Raw genomic sequence first — 16,199 nt, forward strand, 5'->3', positions numbered from 1 at the left:
GAGACCATCACCATGGGATCGACGCTCCAGCCGGCAGGCTCGACCTGTACGATCGTCAACGAGGATCCGGCCTACGCCGACTTACCTCCTACCACCAAGGGCTATCTGCAGGAAAAGGTCGAGATCGGCCTGAAGTTTCCGCGTGTCGTCTACGTCCGTCTTCCGGACGGCAGAAACACCGTCAACCTCCTCAAGCAGGTAGCAATGACGCTGGCGATCCGCTACGACGAACGCAAAGCCGACTACTACTGGCCCTACAAGGCAGAAGTCAGCTTTGATATGACGCCATACTACGCAACCGGAAAAATTGCAGCGCCGATTCCGTTCCTCGCAGCAGACAAAGGTCTTGGCCCGGGGCGCCGGCACAGCCTGAACCCGTTCCCGAGACGACCAGACGGCAGTCTCGGCGTGATACGCCGCCCGGACGTCATCATCGTCCGCAATATGGGAAATCGTTGGCCCGGGCGAGGCAACGTCGACCTCGACGGGGCACCCCACGTCGACAACATGTTGCGCTTGGTAGAAGTGAAGTTCCCGGGCGATACATGGGGGGAAGGGCAGGAGGCCGCGTATCAGGGCATTGCCGGCGATTTTCTCAAGCGCATGACGGTCATCGACGTCACCGACTGTAATCGCGAGCTCGAGAAGGTTCGCGAGCGCGTGCTGAAAGATGTTCCCGCGCCTGAGACCGAAAAGGAGCTCAAGCGGACTCGCGTGCCGGTGCGAACCGTCACGCCGATCGCGGAGCCGGCATGGTACGAGGAGTGGTGGAACTGGGCCGCGCGGCACGGTGAGGAAATCGGGAACGAAGTGGGCGACGCTGTCGCCCCGATCTGGGATGCTGCAAAGCACGGTTACGAATACATCTCGTCGGAAACGAGTGCCTTTCTTCATCAGCATGCGCCATGGATTTTCACGGCTGGCCAATGGGTCTCCGACAAGGCGCACAGCGCATGGGTGTGGGTCGATGAGAAGGGAAACGAGATCTACCGCTATACGACCGCGCAGCTCAAAGCGGGTTGGGATGAAATCGTGAGGCAGACGGATCTCACGTGGGAAGTTCTCAAGCAGATAGATTGGGCGCAGGTCGGCGCAACGATTCTCAAAGGAATCGCGGCGATCGTCATCGTCGTTGCCGCCGTTGCAATCGTCATCATCTTGGCCGAGGCGCTCGTCGCGATCCTTGCCGCGTTGTGTGCGATTATTGCGGCAGCAAGCGCCGAGGCATTGGCCGCCCTCGCAATAGCACTTGGTGTGTCAGCCGTGGCTACCGCTGGCTAACCTGCTCCGAATTGAATCGACTGGACTATGACGATCGCTGATTCCAAACCCATCTTGACCCCGATGCAAGCGCTGGCGCGCTATCAAGAAGACTTGAGTTTGCGGTTGGATGACGACCGCATGGGGATCGTGCCGGGCGTCATCGGCACCGTCTTCTTTACGCGCGGCTCTCAACCAGATGTCCGGGAGGCAATTCTCGAATGCTTCGACCTGTTCGACGAAATGTTCGGCGAGCATCTTCGGGGCGGCAAGGATAGCGATCTAGGCAAATTCACGAAGCGAAATGCTGCAGGTGTGCAGAAGATCAGGCGAGCGATCATCGACACGCCGTCGTACACCGAGCTCAGCGCGGTCCGCTCGAGCGCAATCGATCAGGATACGGCGGGGGAGTATGGCATCAAGGTGCTGACAGGTACGTCACTTCCGTCAGAATACGTCTCGCCGACGGGGCGACTGCGCGTTCCAAAGGGTAAGGAATCGGGCCTGTCCTACCTGAAGTTCAACGTCCCCATGGGCCTGTTTGCATCCGATGAAGGCATTGCCCAATACGAGACGTTTCTACGGCATGTCTGCAGCCGGTTGAGCGTGCGGGGAGGTTACGGCGGCCTATCGCCGATCCTGCCCTATAGCGCGCATCGATATATGCCTCAGGAGTGGGCGCTCGCGTCGAGATTCTCTGGGCTCGAAATTGACAGCACCGCTCACTTGATTCGTGACAGATACGATCCCGTCTCGTACGAAGGCGAGTCCAAAGACGACATGACTGCCGTCTACGACTACCTCCATCCGGGCGCCAAGGTTGGCCGCTGGGGGTTCATCAAGGGTGTGAACTGGTACACGATTCTCGGCGAGCTGTACGTCAACCGACTGGGTGGAGAAGGATCGATTCGAAGCGCATTGGACCGCTCGGATATCCGGATCGAACACGTCGGCGAGTGCCTGTTGATTCGGGCGGGCGACTTTCCGCGCCTTGGCGCGCCCGAGGAAGGCCTTCCGGAGCCTTACGTGTTCGTCAACTCGGTCTTGCGCCAGCTGCGCGATCCGGATTCGGATGGCCTACACACGTACATCCCCGATCTTCCGAGCGCGGACAAGGGCAACGCGAAGGGTTGGTACGCACGCTTCGATTTACCCGACGCTCGGCCCATTCCAGCCGCCCCGACGATCGTTCCGACCGCCGCGCGGCACGAGCAATCGCGAGAAAGCGTCCGTGGAGGCCATCCTTGTCCCGAGTCGGGATGGTGGGACACGCCCGCGAAACCCGGCAGCCGGCGTTATTTCAATGCCGGCGAGTTGATGCCGTCGTTCGATGGCAATCAATGGGGGATCACGATGTGGCACTGGTCGCCCGTGCAGGACACGAGCGCGTGATGCGCGAGCGATGAGACACGCGTGGCGACGCTCGAGCCCGGCATTCGCGTCCGGCGCCTCGCCGGTTCCATTCAGGCGCGTGACGCCTGCATCACGCGGTCATTTCGGCTCGAGCGAAAAATGGAGCTCGGCATAGGCAGCATTGCAGCGCCAAACAATCTTTCCGTCCTTCCGGAAAATCGCGGTGCCGTCCTTCAGCTCAACGTCCGCCTCCGGATAAATCAGCGAGTGGCCGTTGATGGCGGCCGCAAGCGCGTTCTTCTCTCGACAGACGGCGCGATACTTGCCGTCCTGCAGTGCCTTACTTTTTTTCCCCACGGACACACCTTTCCTCCAACTGCGCCGCCGAGACTGGCACGTCGGCTGCGATGCACCGCAAAGCGCACTTGTGCACCTTATCAAGGCGCGGTGAACTCTGCAATGGCGTGCTAGAAGATCGGGCGATCTCCCGGCACACCAGACTCATCAGGGTCCACCGTGGTCTCTTCCGGAAGGTGCCGCGCTCGCTTTGCGAGCTCGGATTTAGCGTCGTCAAAAGCCATGCCTTTCCAGCGTGAGATCATGATCAGCGCCGTTGCGTCATCTCGCATTTCAAGTGCATGCCTCACGGCCAGATCCGGCCACAGATCGCGGCGATCGGTTTCCTGCTTCGCGAAATTGAGATAGGCGTCTCGCGCACGGTCACGGGTGCGCTCCATGCGGAGGAATTGACCGATCGGCAGGGCAAATCCGCACTCGAACGCAACAGCGACCGCCGTGAGCAATCCGACTGACCAAAGTGGACCGTCTCGATGCAACTGCAGCGCGGCGCACAGCGCGAGCGACGCGCTCGCCGCATGGATGACGAGCTCGAGGCAGAAGAGCGCACGTCTAGCCTCGGCCGACGACAGCACGAACCATCGACGTTCAGAGAGTACAGCGTCGAGAACGAGACCGGACAACCCGATCATTCTCGCCCTCCGAGCGGCGGCGTCGCTCGGATCCTGTCCAGCAGTCCGTTAAAGATCGTCAGCGGCGTACGCCACCGACCTTCGCCCGAACCCGCCACGTGTACCGAAATCCCCATACATGAGAGGCGATCCGCGATTGCGGCCGCCGTGTCTTGGTCAAAGCCTTCGATGGTGACGTGGTCGGGCGAGGAGGCCAGCACGCAGTCGACGATTTCAGGAATGTCTCCCGAGGTCACGCCGACGGAAGCGAACGCGCCCGGGTATAGATTGAGTCCGGTGAGTGTGTTCATCAATGTCCCATTGAAACTTGTTTCTGCAGCTCACCGCGCTCAGTCATCAACTTGAGGGGGCGAGCGGCGCAGCAGGCCGCGCTCGACGAGCGCCCACACGGCCACACCAAACGCGAGTGCGCCGATATACGGCCATATGCTGTTGCATCGCGTGTACGCGAGGAAAAACACAATCAGTCCCGCCAGATGCCCCGGGAGATAACGGATAAAACGGATGAGCATAGTTCCCCCTTGCGCCTGCCGACGAATGTCTTCGCATAACTTCGCGTCGGCGATCCGAAGGCGCTTACTTTTTCGGTGTCTTTCCCAGCATCAGCATTGCTGACGTTGCGTATCGCGTCGCCCGAGGCGTCAGCGACGCGGTCGGATCATCGCCGCGTGACGCTTTCGGTGCACTCGTCGCGCCGTTTAGCCATGCCTGTATCAGCGCGGCATTCAGCTGCTCCTCGGTGATGGCCGCGCGCTCCTCCAGCGCGGCGCTAAGGGCGTGTGCGTCGCCTTTAAGCCGCTCGATCTGATCGGTCGCTCTAACAGCTCGCTCCACGGCAGAGGTCAGCTCGGCGCGAAGTCGCTCGATGTCACGCGACATGTCGCCAACCTGTGCCGACAAGACTCGCTCAGCACCCTTCGCGACACCCAGCTGCTCGACCAGCTCCGCCGCTCGGGCAGCCAAGTCGCGCTCTCGCGCCACCGTGTCATTGAGCTTCGCATGCGCATCCTTCTCAGCTTCCTTTGTTGCACGCAGCTCGACGCGCAGTCCGTCGATCTCGAGCAATTGGCGCTTGCGATCAGCCTCGGCCGCTTCCCGCTCCGCCGCGAATCGCGAGGTTTCCGCCTCCATCCGCGCAGAAAGAACTTCGAGGGCCTTTTCCGCACGGATTCTACGCTCGCGTTCGGCCTCATTCGATTGTTGGGCGGTCAGCAACTCCTTGCGCAGGCCGTCTCGCTCTGCGGCCACCGCTTCGAACGCCGCTGCCGTTTCGCGACGGGCAGCCAGTGCTTCGTCCCGCTCGCCTTGGGCTGAGATCACCTCTTGCCGTGCCGCCTCGATCGCAGCCCGCGTGGCGCTTTCGACTTCGGCCCGGTCCGCGTCGAGTTCTGCGCGGGCCACGGCCAGCAGATCCTCGCGCAGTTTGACGAAGAGTCCGACCGTCTCGGCCGGGATGCCGGGTAGGGCGAAACTGTCTTTCACACGCCCTGCGACCTTTTCCCAGCACTCTTTCGCCACGCTGTTGACGACGTTCCGATCGCGCTTCCCGTTCCCGCGCTCCAGCAACCATGCGTTGATGAGGTCCACGGTCGGTGGTTTTCCGCTTGCGAGGATGGCCCAGAAAGCCTCCTCGGCGAGAATCACGGTCTCTTCCTTTCGCTTCACTCGGGCAACTCCACGGTCCAGAAAGCACCATTATCCATTGACGCGGCCCCTCGGCACAGTCGGAAGCGGTTGGAGAGGTGGCGCCAGAAAATCAGGGCCTTGCAGAGGCGGGGGGAACGAGCGAACTGCCTGAGTAGAACGCGGATCCGGAAACAAGCGCTTTGCGATTGCATCACCTGCGCCGAACAGGATCGGCATCGCGACAATCGCCCCGCAAACGGCAGCGCAGCCCAGCAACGCGACGATGGTCCAATGGGGCGACCTCGTGCCATCGGGAGTCGCCGCCACCGTGCTTTGTGCACTGGCATCCGCGCTTTCGTGTGGCGGCTTGTTACGATCGGATTTCGCAAGAATCGCTGTTTCGATCTCGGCAAGCAAGTTGAGCGCTTCGACTTGCGAGCGACAACTTGCCACGAGATCGCCCGCACCCGACCGCTCAGTCGCCCCACGGCCAGACCAGATCTGGAACCCCACTTCTCCGTGATCGCGTGCCTCGTGCACCGACAGCCGTCGCACCGAGCGATAGTCCGGCCAGCGCAGCAGCGAGAATGCGTTGCTTTCCCGAATAAAAACCGTCCATTCCCCGGACAGCGTTTCAACTCTCACGCGGGGGGGCTGATCCACAGCAATTTGCGGCTCTCTGACCACTCGCGTCTCTGCAACCTCATGCGATGTGCATCGAGCGACAGCTGCTTCCGGCATCGCCAAGCATCGCTCATCGAGCTTGGGGGACAGGGGATAGTCCCGCAGCACGTCGTCGGGTTCCGCCACTACCGGATCACTCACGTTCAGACCCAGCAGAAAGCGTGTGCCCGCCGCGAACTCGGTTGCGCCATCGACAATGTAATAGCTGCCGGTACGCGTGTCCGGATCGAACTCGTTCAGCCCTGCGTCCATCTCGAGGTCGACGATCACGTCTGCGACGGTGTTCCGGGAAATGACCAACTCGGAATCCGAAGCCGCGAGATGAAACAGCACGTAATCGTTCCCGCATCCCGGAAAGAGGTGGCTGGGCAAGTTGGGATCGCTCGCGCCTTTGATCTTCACGATCTCGATTTCAACGAGCGCGATTTCGCTGTCTGCATGGATTGCGCCGATCACTCGATGGATATCGGCATCGTCGAACGCGTACTCCCGGAGGACGTCGACCAGTCGATTTTGCGCTTCGGTCCATCTTTCAGCGCCATAAGTCGCGGGCCGAAACAAATGTCGAGCGTGGTCCGCGACCACTATCTCAACGAACTCCCTTTGCCAGTCGTTGACGTCGAGCAATTGCTCCTCGAACCACGATCGGCCATTCAGGTACACCCCTGACCTCTGAAGCGCATACAAAAACGAGCGGCTAGACATTCGTCAACTCCCAGCTATGGATCAGGCGGCGGCCACGACGCGAGCCTTTGCGGCGACACGCCAGCCACCGGAAGCAGCGGGATTCAGATAGGCGAGCATGCGATCGCCGAGCACGGTCGTGAAGGCCTGCTGCAACGCATAGCCCCCTTCCTGCGCTTCTTCCGACGGACCGTCCTTACGACTTCCCGGATAGCACGTCGTCAGAAATGCCTCGACCACTGCCTGAGGAGTGGGCCGAACACCACTGTAGCCGGCTTCGAGTACGGTAACGCTTCCTGCTTGGTTTTTCATGTTGGTCTCCTACGTATTGAAGGTCAGTTCATCGCGTTGGCAATGCTTCGATCGCGCGATCAATCGCTTCGCGCCCATCACGGGACGTCGGCCCTAAGCGTTCGTGCACCAACGAACCATCGTCGTCCGCCCAGCGCGCCACGTGGCAAACTTCATGGTCGCGACTCCATGCCAGATGTGCGTTCTGTACGATCATGAAATTCAGCCGCTCGGTATCCGAGTTGCCGTCGAACTGCGCATCGAGGAGCGATCGCGCGGCGCGTCGGAGACGATCGTTGTTGCGCTCATGCTGAGTGAAACCGGCCGCTTCCATCACCTCGAGCAGTCGCATGAGCTCCGACATTTCTGCGGTGCTCATCGACGCTCTCCTTTCGGCTCGAAATCGGCACTTTGGAGCGCCGCCAGCGCTTGAGCGAGGGTCGTTCGCGTTCGCAGTCCGCCGCTGCCTTCGGCGATGCACCATTCGATCTCGGCGATCAGATCGCGCAGCGGTTCGATCGCACCCGTGCGGTTAAGCTGTTCGCGCAACTCGGCCGCGCATGCGGCGAGCGCCCGTCTGTCCTGTGATCCCTCGGCCGTCGCGATGATGATCTCGTCACGCCTCGCCGTATGACCATCGCCGTCGGTCCGATACAGGTGCGCTCCGTCTTGCCGCCAGCCTCCGATCAATCCAGATTTACCGGTGATGTAGTTCGCGTACCGGTGTTGACACCACCGATTGATCTCGCGGATGAACGTCGACATCCACGGCGCATTGCGCAGTGAAGGCAGGCCGCTTGCGAGCGTTGCCTGACGCGCGCACTCGTCGTAATCGGGCACCGGCGCCGCACGATCCATCGGCACCATTACCCAGCCGACTGCTGTCGGCTCGGGCAATTCGGCAGCCGCTTCCGCTCGCGCCCCATTGGGCGACGAGGCGCGGGCGTCTAACACGGCGCGGATGATTGCCTCGGCCATCGGCGGGTCGGACAGGTGCCAGCGATTTGCGCCAGCCATCGCGAATGCCTTGCGTGCCATTTCGGGAAGCGCGGCCTGCTCGTCCGCCACTGGTGGTTCGGGCTGCGCGGTAAGGATCGCGCGCAAATGGGCAGCCTTTTCTTCATCAAAAGTGCCCATGCCCTCCGCAAGATCAACCGCCGTTCGCAATGCGATGCGGTCGGCAACGCAAATTGCATCGGCCGGCGCTGCTTCGTGCTGCTCGACAGGGGATGCGGCAAGAAGTGCGCGTAGCTGCTCAGCATGGTCGATCCATGCGGTGAGATAGTCTGCATCGGCGCACGAGCCGCAAATCATTGCACCGTCGTGCGGTCGAATATTGCTGCGCTTGTTGCAGTGGTCACATTCTCCGAACCGCACGGCGTCGGCATCGTATTCAGGGCGCACGGGCGCATCAGGAAGTGCAACGGTACGCAGAGCAGACTGCTTGGCTAGAATGGCGCGCGCAAACCCGCGCCAGTCGATCGAATCGTGTTCCGTGTCGCCGTCGCCGAGGATCAGGAATTCCGGCGCGATAGTGTCGATCTGTTCGTCCGTCAGCGCATCAGCGCGGCTCTCCGGAGTGCAGCTCTTGTCGGTCGTCGTCATGCGTCGCTCCCGTGATAACCGATTTCCTCATCCATTGCCGGCTCGACAGCCGGCTGCCAGTGGCCACCGAACTTGTCGCAGTCGACGGCCTGCGTGATGCCGTACTGGCCGATCGAAACGAAGCACTTTTTCGTCGCCGCAGACCACAGAACATTCAGCGGAATCGGACGCGCGTCGAGGTCGCCTGTCCAGTGCCAGTACAGGCCTTGCTTTGCGGGCGGCTCCTTCGACCACTGCTGCACGGGAGGGTGAAGCACGACGCGCCAAACGTGGATCCCGCCGATCTCGAACGCAACCGACCATTGATTGCCAGCCCATTCGTCTTCATCTGCAAGGTCCCCTGCGAACTGAGTGCGGACGTCAGCTGGAGCATCTGACAGGGGGCGATAGATCATGCCAAGAACGGCATCGGGCAGATCGTCTTGTCGCGTGACGATCTTCGCCTCGGGAATGTCGGATTCGCCGTGACCGATGACAATGAAGCATTCGCCAGTCCGTTCTCCCGGCTGAGCGGATGCCTGGGTGGGAGGGGGCGGGGCGAGATAGAGGGGAATGTCGCCATCGACGACAAGCACCTTCGCCCACATGGTTTCGCATTGCGCCCTTCCATTGGCGAGCCGCTTGAGTCGGTCGGGATGCGTGTAGGCCACCGGTTCCGCCGCCTGCGCGGGGGGGGCGTAGACGATGCGGATTTGGTAGAACTGCGGTTGTTCGGCGCACACCACATACGTTGCTTCACTTACGTCGTCCCATCGTTTCTCTTCGTCGGAGTGCTGCCGAGCCTGATAGATCGCCCCTTCCGCACCCGCCGCATTGGGCAACGAGGCGCGGGCGTCTAATACGGCGCGGACGATTGCTTCAGCCATCGGCGGGTCAGACAGGTGCCAGCGATTTGCGCCAGCCATTGCGAATGCCTTGCGTGCCATTTCCGGAAGCGCCGCCCGCTCGTCCGCCACTTGCGGTTCGGGCTGCGCGACCGACTGCGCAACCAACCGGCTCGGCTGCTTCGGGCCCGGATTTAGCGGCGGTACTGCGGCAAGTCTCGCGGCGGCGGCAGCTAACAGCGTGCGAGCATGGCCGCCTACACCGTGCGGCGCGAGCACGCCAGCAGCGTCCATTTCAAGCAGCGTCATGATCGATCGGATCAGGCTGTTCGTATCCTGCTCGTCCGACACCGCCGGCGCGGCCGGCGCCGAGCGCAAGGCGCGAAGTTCGGCTGCTTGTCGTACGAGTCCTTGATACTGGACGAGCGGCACCGTCGCCATCGGCACATCGTCGGCCGGCGCTGCTTCGTGCTGCTCGACAGGGGATGCGGCGAGGAGCAGGTCGGCAACGGGTTCGAAGCGTCGCAGTGCCGCAGCGGCACGACGAGACGCAGCGCGAATATCGTTGAGCGGTTGAATTGCGTCGCCGACCTGTTCGCGGCGATCGGCAATCGCGCGCAACGCATCAGTCGCGTACTGAACGGCGCAAAGATGGTTGTCCGCCAGCGTTGCCGGCGGATCAGAACGGTTCGCCGACGCTGCAAGCAATCGTGCGGTTTCAGGGTGCATCGGGTCGGCACCGATATAGCAACTGTCAGGTGCATCCGGCCAGTCACGGCGACACCGATCGAATTCCCCCTCGTTCCAGAGCGACAGCCATGCCATGCCTTCCTCTGCTTCCAGCGCGTAGCCGATTGCGGCCACCGCAGCGTTCAAAACGTGTTCAGCCATCTCAGTGCCCCGTAGCATCAATCGTCGAAACCGCAGCTGACTTCTGTCTTGCAGTGAGTGCTCGCTGCAGGACGGGCATCAGCTGGCGCGGCAATGGCGCTCAGCAACATCCAGTACTTGGCGCACTTGTTCAGCCACTCGTAGTCTTGCGGAGACGGGCCATCGGCGAAGTCCGCGCCGACCCAGCCTTGCTCAACGAAGTCCCAGCGCGCAACGAGTGGCAGAACTTGCTCGCCGTCGTTGAGCAACACCATGGCGCTGAATTGCTCGCCGTAGAACTGCAATGCTTCAACCGGGGGAGTCGCCGGTAGCCGCTCCCATGCGAGCGCGAGCATCGCGCGTGACTCGCGAAAGATCGTCGCTGCAAACGACAGCATCTCGGCATAGGTGCCGCCGTTGACGGCGCCACCGCGCGCCTGAATGTAGTTGTCGACCATCGGACGTACAGTAGCGAGCTCGGCGATGACGACGCTGAAAGGCCGCTCCAGCGGCCCGTCATGCGCCGCGACCGAGGGCGCACCCAGCATGGTTGCGTGCCCGCTTCCCGAGAAAAGAGTGTTTTCGCTCATCGTGACCTCGAATCCGAAAAAGAGGGGTGCTGTACGAGCCACCCGCCAAGAAACGTCGCGCCTTAATCCGAGGGCCGAGCGCGACGCTGAGAGACCTGTGAATTTCGCCGATAGACGAAGAGGGCGCCTACTGCTTAGCGCGCCGACGCGGCATCGCTGCACGAACGCGGATGCCGATCAATGCTTTGCCGTCCATGTCACACACATCGGAGAGCTGAAGAAATGCCTTGTAGCGCGCCTTGCTGCGTGTACTCGCGGTGACCGTGAACCACGCCTCCCACTCCCACTCATCGCGCCACGGCGGAAGACATCGCCACTCCCGAAGCGCCGGGACATCAACCAGTTCCCCATAGACCACCTCGTCAGTCGGGTGGTAGATCCGCTCGCACTCGGATTTGTCGTCATCGAGAACCACACGGATGTACTGCTCGTGTGCACCCACGATCACGCCAGCCTGACCGGAGCAGATCACGGCGCGGCCGCGCTCGGCCGGCACACCGTAGTAGCTGCGGATGTATTCAAAGCTCATGCGATATCTCCGTGCAGATCAAACAGCACAGCCGTCGATAGCGGCCTCTGTCGCATGGGGCGTCGTCGGCGTCGACACTGCCGCGCGCGCCTCGAGGAGCCGCTCCATGTCGCGTTGTTCCATCAGCGCGAGGATGCGTGTGTCGCCACGCATCCGTGCCGCGCTCACTCGATGGCCACCGTCCATGACCGCTGCCGTGAACACATGCCGACGCTGCAGCCGCGAGCCATAGAGCAAATGAATCGGCTCGAACTGCCCCGGGCTGGCTGCGTAAGTGCGTGCGCGATGCAAGTCCACCGTGCTGTCGTACCGCGCGTCGGCCATATTCGGCGCCACCCAGTCGAGTGGAAGATTGACCAGCACCCAATCACGGCCATCGTCGAGCGGCGGCACCCACCGCTTGTCCTGACCGTCGTGCTTGCCCTTCGCGAATGCCGCACGCAGCTGCATATGCGCCTCGCCAGCCGAAATGACTTTCATCTGCACAAGCCCCGTTGAAGGTTGGAACGGATCGCCCGATGAGGCGCGAGGACGTCACGCGTCGAAGGCAAACAACCAATTTGAAGCAATTTCGACTGATTATATGGACGACTTCCGCACGTGTCGATACATTTTCATATCTTTTTTTTATTCGAATTGAAGCGCGATCGTTGCGAACGCGTCGAAATGTACGGTATTCTCGGTAGTACAGGCCCTAACCTTGTCGCCTCCCGCTCGCGCCGCTCGTCGGTTGTGTAAAGAACAAGGTGCCGTAGTCACTTCCATCGTTCGGTTGCCCTAGTGCCAGCGATTGGTAAAAGCGAGCGCCAATACCGCCCATAGCGGTTGCTGGCTACAGGAAAAATCGAATGTTGACAAAAGCCGAAGCTAAACAACGGGCCGAGCAGGTCGAGGCTCGCCTGCGCACCCTCGGATATCCGATCAAACGCAACCACGCATTTCAAGCGGTTGCGGCTGCGTTCAACTTCCCGGACTGGAATCGGATGAACGCCGCGATCGCGGCCGCGCCGCTGAGTGCCCCGCGCACCGACTCCATTTACGTGCAGGCGAATGAGTCGACGCACTCCGCATCGAGCTCGGATGCCGAGAGTGGGAATACCTCTCGGATCGCACTGACTGGGGCGCCATTCAGTAGTCCGGATTGGCCCGGGATGAATAACGCGGTCGCGGAATTTGGCAACCACGCTCACTCGACGCAGCATGTTCGCACCGACACAAAGCAGTACGTAGCCGATCTGACGCACTACGTGCTGTTATCCGAAGCTGGCACTGGGAAGAGTTCGGCCCTCTGCCTACGTGCCTATGAAGAGATGGTTGCCGGTGGGGTGCCGCTATACATCTCATTCGGCTGCGAGCCGGGCATCGATCGCGCGATCGCAGCGCAGTTCAAAGACAGTGTCGCGAAAGTCTGGCTATTTTGTGGTGGTGGCGAGTATGCGAACTGTCTGGAAAACCTGACTGTCGCCTTGGAAGCGCCCTCACGGCCGCGCGCCATCTTCGTTACTATTGATTCCCCCTCCCGCCACCGGCCCCTGACATCGGATCGGAACGTTCAAGAAGCGATGCTTTGCGCGCTACCCGCCGCGCTCAAGTTGCTCGGCGCACGCAACCTTGCCGTGCAGTCGCTGCTCGATCGGATCTCCTTGGTGCTGCTGGATGAGTTCCATCGCATCGGGGAGCGCAACCGCGCGGCGAGCGATGACCCGCCCGACGCGTGGTCCTCTCTTGACGCATGGGCGGAACAAGGAATCAGGATCATTGCAGCCACGCAAATGCCGCCGGCTAGCATCGGGCGCGGCCCTCGGGCCTTCAAGCATAAGCTCATCGTGCTCGCTTCAGCATGGTGGAACGCGCCGGCACGGCAGGGCGCCGGCAAGCTGCGCTCCATCGCGCTTGACTCGGCCTTTGGCGAGCTCCCCGGCGGCAGCGAATACTTCGAGCTCGGCGAGCCCGTTACCTTGCCCGGACGGGACGAAGTGTTCGAACGCGCCGCAGCGTACACCTACGGGATCTTGAGCCAAGGCATGGCGCTCAATGGGGCCGGCCGATATTGGCACTGGAACGAGCTGCTCGCACCGCGACAGTAGACGGCGGAGCGCCGCGCCTCACCATTCACAGGGACAGCGAGACCGGGATATGCGCCGGAGTGTCGTTGTGGCGGGGCGCGACGCAGCCCACGTTCGATTTCCCTTACGCATATACTGTATATTTATACAGGCATCGGCGACGAAAATGGGGACGGTTTGGGAGTATCAATACGAGTACACCGACCTCGATACCAATGAGGTGAAGCTGTACCCGTTTTGGCTGACGCCGGCGGAGGCCGGGCAATGCCACACGCTCATCGCGAACGATTTCGGGCGTCGGCTGAAGCGCCGCGAGCGGGTGGGGCCATCGGCATGGCGCGAAGCGTGCAAGGTCGAGCCGTACGGTATTAAGCCGCTGCCGGAGTTCGATTCCCCGGTGCACGCCGAGCTGGTTGCGCTGTACCGCCGCGAGCGCGACCCTGACGTTCGGCGGGTGATTCTCGAAGTGGTGCGCGCGCGGCGCGTGATGGGCGAGATTGAGAATCTGTATCGCACCATTCGGGCCGAATACAAGGACAAGCTCGTTGCAATGAATGTGCTGCGCTGCCTGCTCCAGAAGGAGCGATGGCGCGTGGGTGGCGATTTCGGGGGCCCGTCGGACGTGGAGGCAAAACGGCGGGCGGCGGCCGCCGATGCCCGCAAGGACGGCAACCGGCCGGATCGTGAGGCAGAGGGGCCGAAGTAAGCGCGCTCAGGACGCGCTGTCGAGTTCCCAATTGGGGGTGCCGGACGTCACGCGCGGCATTTCCTTGAAGCCGAGACCGGTCAGGAATTCTCGCACCGCTGCCTCATCCTTGAACGGAACGAAATGGCGGGAGCCGACCGCCCAACCGGGCTGCAGCATTTCTACGAGTGGATGATTACCTTCGGCCGTGCGGCCAAACCGGAATATGGAACCCGGCGCGGCGCGCTTACCCACTTCGTCGTTCATCAGGATCAACCAGCCGTCAACCGGCTCGCGAATTACCTTCGTCATCGGACCCTCCGTCAAAGAAGCGATGCCCGCATTGTCGCGCAAAATAGGAGAGGGTGAAGCGAGGCGCCAGCGTCGAATATAGAAGCTAAATGACGGGGCGCCGCGTGATGGTGTCATGCCCGTCACGGCGCTCCCCCTCATTGACGACGAGAAGCGGGTCCTCCGGCCAGTGAAACTCGTCAGGCATACCCAGCCTGCGGAATCCGTCGTAGTCATAGCCTGATCGGATCATTTCACCGCAACGGGGGCACGCGGCGCGATGAAGCGACTTGGACAAGACATAGTGTCCGCACTCCAGCGCGACGATCCGTTTCCCAGTTTTCAAGAAATGGGCAGTTCGCTGCTCGAGCTCCCCAAACCATCCGCTGTGGATCTTGAGCTGTTGCTGCTCGCTTGCCAACTTCTCGACCGGGTTCGGTTCGTTGCGCAGCAGTTCGCGAAGGATGTTGTCAGCCATTGGCGCTCACCCATTCCGTCTTGTGCAGTTCACGCCGCAGCGCGCTCCTCGTCCGACGATCCGTCCTGCTCGATCGTGGTCTGCCCGGCGGCCGCTTGCTTTTCGCGCGCGAGCTCGGCCTGACGGTCCCGCTGATCCTTGATCTGGCCGCCGGCATTCACCAAGGCGAGCACCAGATCGGCGTCCAGTTCGATCTTCTTGCCTTTGATTTGCGCCGGATCCAGCTTTTCCAGCTTCGCGAGCTCGACACGCGTCCGATTGTCGAGCCGTGCGGTCAGCGCCTCGATCGACTCGATGGCACTCGTGACCAGCTTGCCGGGCAGTGCCCGGCCTTTGACTGCCGCCTGCGTGACGCGCGTGCGGCCCTGCGTTTCCAGCACTTCCTTTTGATCGGCCGCGAGCATGCTGTACGCGTCGTCGCCATGCTTAAGCACCGCGTCGAGCGCGACGCTCGACGACACTGTACCGTCGTCGATGAGCGCGTGAATACGCGGGTCGGCGTCGGCCAGTTTCAACAACGTGCGCACGCTCACCTCCGAGCGGCTGAACTCTTCCGCGATCTGCGCGATCGACCACGGCTCATCACCGTCGCTACCGTCCCGGAAATCCTTGAACGCGAGCCCGAATTCGAGCGGGCTCGGGTGCTTCGCCATGCCAGCCCGGACCATCGCGGCTCGCACTTGACGCTGCGACGACAACTTCCGAGTGACCACGTCCACCAAGAAGCGACCATCGATCAAGACGCCCTCGGCCGCATGCATCTGCAATGCCGCGACGCTGGAGTTACCGTCGATCACCGTGAAGTGATCGTTCTCGTCCGCCTGAATAACGATTTCGTGCACACAAAGGGAGACGCCTTGCTTGAGCTGCATGCTGCCATTGCGCGGGCCATCCTCCGTGCATTCTTCGAGATCCGTCTTGAACTGGCGGGCCAGCGTGAGATAGATCGAACGGATGTGCTCGACGTTCTCCTGCGCATCCGCGCGACGGATGTTGTCCGCCCGCACGTTCAGCATGCTTACGGGCACACGGTACTTATCGCCTTTCTTCACTGCACCGCTGGCAGCGAGCTTCTTCAGTGACATTTTTGGCTCCTTTGTGACGTCGAAAGTGTACTACGTTTCGTTTGGGATAAAAGAAAGAATCTTTTTTTACGGCTGGATGTGCCGAATCTTAGGAGGGCGATTTCGGCGTGTCAAGATAAATATCTGTGCGTATCTGCATACGAAAATACCTTGTGGGAAGCTCTGATAATGATTATCCTAATAATCGTTATATTGCATGAACGTAGGGTCGGATCGACAAAGCGCGGTTTTTGCGGCTATTTCGGCACCGCCTCGGCGTCACGCCCGAAGCCGTCACCACGGCGCTCGG

General features: G+C 61.5%; 20 protein-coding genes. 4 read left to right on the forward strand and 16 right to left on the reverse strand.

Annotated elements, in window-relative coordinates; genetic code table 11:
* The first annotated feature begins 12 nt into the window (after window positions 1–12).
* The gene (locus G3N98_RS00745) at window positions 13–1,281 is read left to right on the forward strand and encodes a VRR-NUC domain-containing protein (RefSeq protein ID WP_206146823.1); all 1,269 of its coding nucleotides are present in this window, start codon (window positions 13–15) and stop codon (window positions 1,279–1,281) included.
* Between the two features lie 27 nt (window positions 1,282–1,308).
* Window positions 1,309–2,652, forward strand: coding sequence for a type VI immunity family protein (locus tag G3N98_RS00750; RefSeq protein WP_206146824.1), 1,344 nt, complete (start codon window positions 1,309–1,311; stop codon window positions 2,650–2,652).
* A 99-nt stretch (window positions 2,653–2,751) separates the two neighbouring features.
* On the opposite strand, the gene G3N98_RS00755 is transcribed toward G3N98_RS00750, so the two are convergent.
* The 13 genes from G3N98_RS00755 to G3N98_RS00815 all read right to left on the reverse strand — a co-directional run bounded on the left by G3N98_RS00755 (window position 2,752) and on the right by G3N98_RS00815 (window position 11,785).
* The gene (locus G3N98_RS00755; RefSeq protein WP_346779048.1) at window positions 2,752–2,976 is read right to left on the reverse strand and encodes a hypothetical protein; all 225 of its coding nucleotides are present in this window, start codon (window positions 2,974–2,976) and stop codon (window positions 2,752–2,754) included.
* Window positions 2,977–3,080: 104 nt separating this feature from the next.
* Window positions 3,081–3,602, reverse strand: coding sequence for a hypothetical protein (locus G3N98_RS00760; protein ID WP_206146825.1), 522 nt, complete (start codon window positions 3,600–3,602; stop codon window positions 3,081–3,083).
* Window positions 3,599–3,892 (reverse strand): hypothetical protein, encoded by a 294-nt coding sequence (locus tag G3N98_RS00765; RefSeq protein WP_241025647.1) that lies wholly within the window; start codon window positions 3,890–3,892, stop codon window positions 3,599–3,601. Before G3N98_RS00765 ends, G3N98_RS00760 begins: the two co-directional genes overlap by 4 nt.
* A 39-nt stretch (window positions 3,893–3,931) precedes the next feature.
* Window positions 3,932–4,114, reverse strand: a complete 183-nt coding sequence (locus G3N98_RS00770; protein ID WP_206146827.1) for a hypothetical protein — start codon at window positions 4,112–4,114, stop codon at window positions 3,932–3,934.
* Window positions 4,115–4,178: 64 nt separating this feature from the next.
* Entirely contained in the window at window positions 4,179–5,267 is a 1,089-nt protein-coding gene (locus G3N98_RS00775) for a hypothetical protein (RefSeq protein ID WP_206146828.1), read from the reverse strand.
* Between the two features lie 30 nt (window positions 5,268–5,297).
* A complete protein-coding gene (locus G3N98_RS00780) occupies window positions 5,298–6,539 on the reverse strand; it encodes a hypothetical protein (protein WP_241025648.1) in 1,242 nt (413 codons plus the stop codon).
* Between the two features lie 99 nt (window positions 6,540–6,638).
* Window positions 6,639–6,908 (reverse strand): hypothetical protein, encoded by a 270-nt coding sequence (locus G3N98_RS00785; RefSeq protein WP_206146830.1) that lies wholly within the window; start codon window positions 6,906–6,908, stop codon window positions 6,639–6,641.
* 28 nt (window positions 6,909–6,936) lie between these two features.
* Window positions 6,937–7,266 carry a hypothetical protein gene (locus G3N98_RS00790; protein WP_206146831.1) on the reverse strand — a complete coding sequence of 110 codons (330 nt, stop codon included), beginning with the start codon at window positions 7,264–7,266 and terminating at the stop codon, window positions 6,937–6,939.
* Window positions 7,263–8,492, reverse strand: a complete 1,230-nt coding sequence (locus tag G3N98_RS39630) for a hypothetical protein (RefSeq protein ID WP_241025649.1) — start codon at window positions 8,490–8,492, stop codon at window positions 7,263–7,265. The genes G3N98_RS00790 and G3N98_RS39630 overlap by 4 nt, the downstream gene beginning before the upstream one ends.
* The gene (locus G3N98_RS00800) at window positions 8,489–10,207 is read right to left on the reverse strand and encodes a hypothetical protein (RefSeq protein WP_206146832.1); all 1,719 of its coding nucleotides are present in this window, start codon (window positions 10,205–10,207) and stop codon (window positions 8,489–8,491) included. Before G3N98_RS00800 ends, G3N98_RS39630 begins: the two co-directional genes overlap by 4 nt.
* Before the next feature lie 17 nt (window positions 10,208–10,224).
* Complete coding sequence (locus G3N98_RS00805; protein ID WP_206146833.1) at window positions 10,225–10,776, reverse strand: hypothetical protein; 552 nt, start codon at window positions 10,774–10,776, stop codon at window positions 10,225–10,227.
* Window positions 10,777–10,903: 127 nt separating this feature from the next.
* Window positions 10,904–11,305 carry a hypothetical protein gene (locus G3N98_RS00810; RefSeq protein ID WP_206146834.1) on the reverse strand — a complete coding sequence of 134 codons (402 nt, stop codon included), beginning with the start codon at window positions 11,303–11,305 and terminating at the stop codon, window positions 10,904–10,906.
* 18 nt (window positions 11,306–11,323) lie between these two features.
* Complete coding sequence (locus G3N98_RS00815) at window positions 11,324–11,785, reverse strand: hypothetical protein (protein ID WP_241025650.1); 462 nt, start codon at window positions 11,783–11,785, stop codon at window positions 11,324–11,326.
* Window positions 11,786–12,153: 368 nt separating this feature from the next.
* Here G3N98_RS00815 and G3N98_RS00820 point away from each other — a divergent pair, with 368 nt between their 5' ends.
* Window positions 12,154–13,392: a hypothetical protein gene (locus G3N98_RS00820; RefSeq protein WP_206146836.1), complete on the forward strand. Its 1,239-nt coding sequence runs from the start codon at window positions 12,154–12,156 to the stop codon at window positions 13,390–13,392.
* Window positions 13,393–13,537: 145 nt separating this feature from the next.
* Window positions 13,538–14,077 carry a hypothetical protein gene (locus G3N98_RS00825; RefSeq protein WP_206146837.1) on the forward strand — a complete coding sequence of 180 codons (540 nt, stop codon included), beginning with the start codon at window positions 13,538–13,540 and terminating at the stop codon, window positions 14,075–14,077.
* Between the two features lie 6 nt (window positions 14,078–14,083).
* Here G3N98_RS00825 and G3N98_RS00830 read toward each other — a convergent pair whose 3' ends face one another.
* From G3N98_RS00830 to G3N98_RS00840, 3 genes are all read right to left on the reverse strand, one after another.
* On the reverse strand, window positions 14,084–14,368 hold the full coding sequence (locus G3N98_RS00830; protein ID WP_241025651.1) for a hypothetical protein: 285 nt from the start codon (window positions 14,366–14,368) through the stop codon (window positions 14,084–14,086).
* 85 nt (window positions 14,369–14,453) lie between these two features.
* Window positions 14,454–14,825, reverse strand: a complete 372-nt coding sequence (locus G3N98_RS00835; protein ID WP_011875846.1) for a hypothetical protein — start codon at window positions 14,823–14,825, stop codon at window positions 14,454–14,456.
* A gap of 29 nt (window positions 14,826–14,854) precedes the next feature.
* Window positions 14,855–15,910 (reverse strand): hypothetical protein, encoded by a 1,056-nt coding sequence (locus G3N98_RS00840; RefSeq protein ID WP_206146838.1) that lies wholly within the window; start codon window positions 15,908–15,910, stop codon window positions 14,855–14,857.
* Window positions 15,911–16,199: the final 289 nt, after the last annotated feature.

Origin of the sequence: Burkholderia sp. Tr-20390 (assembly GCF_017104595.1) — a bacterium.
Lineage (GTDB): Bacteria > Pseudomonadota > Gammaproteobacteria > Burkholderiales > Burkholderiaceae > Burkholderia.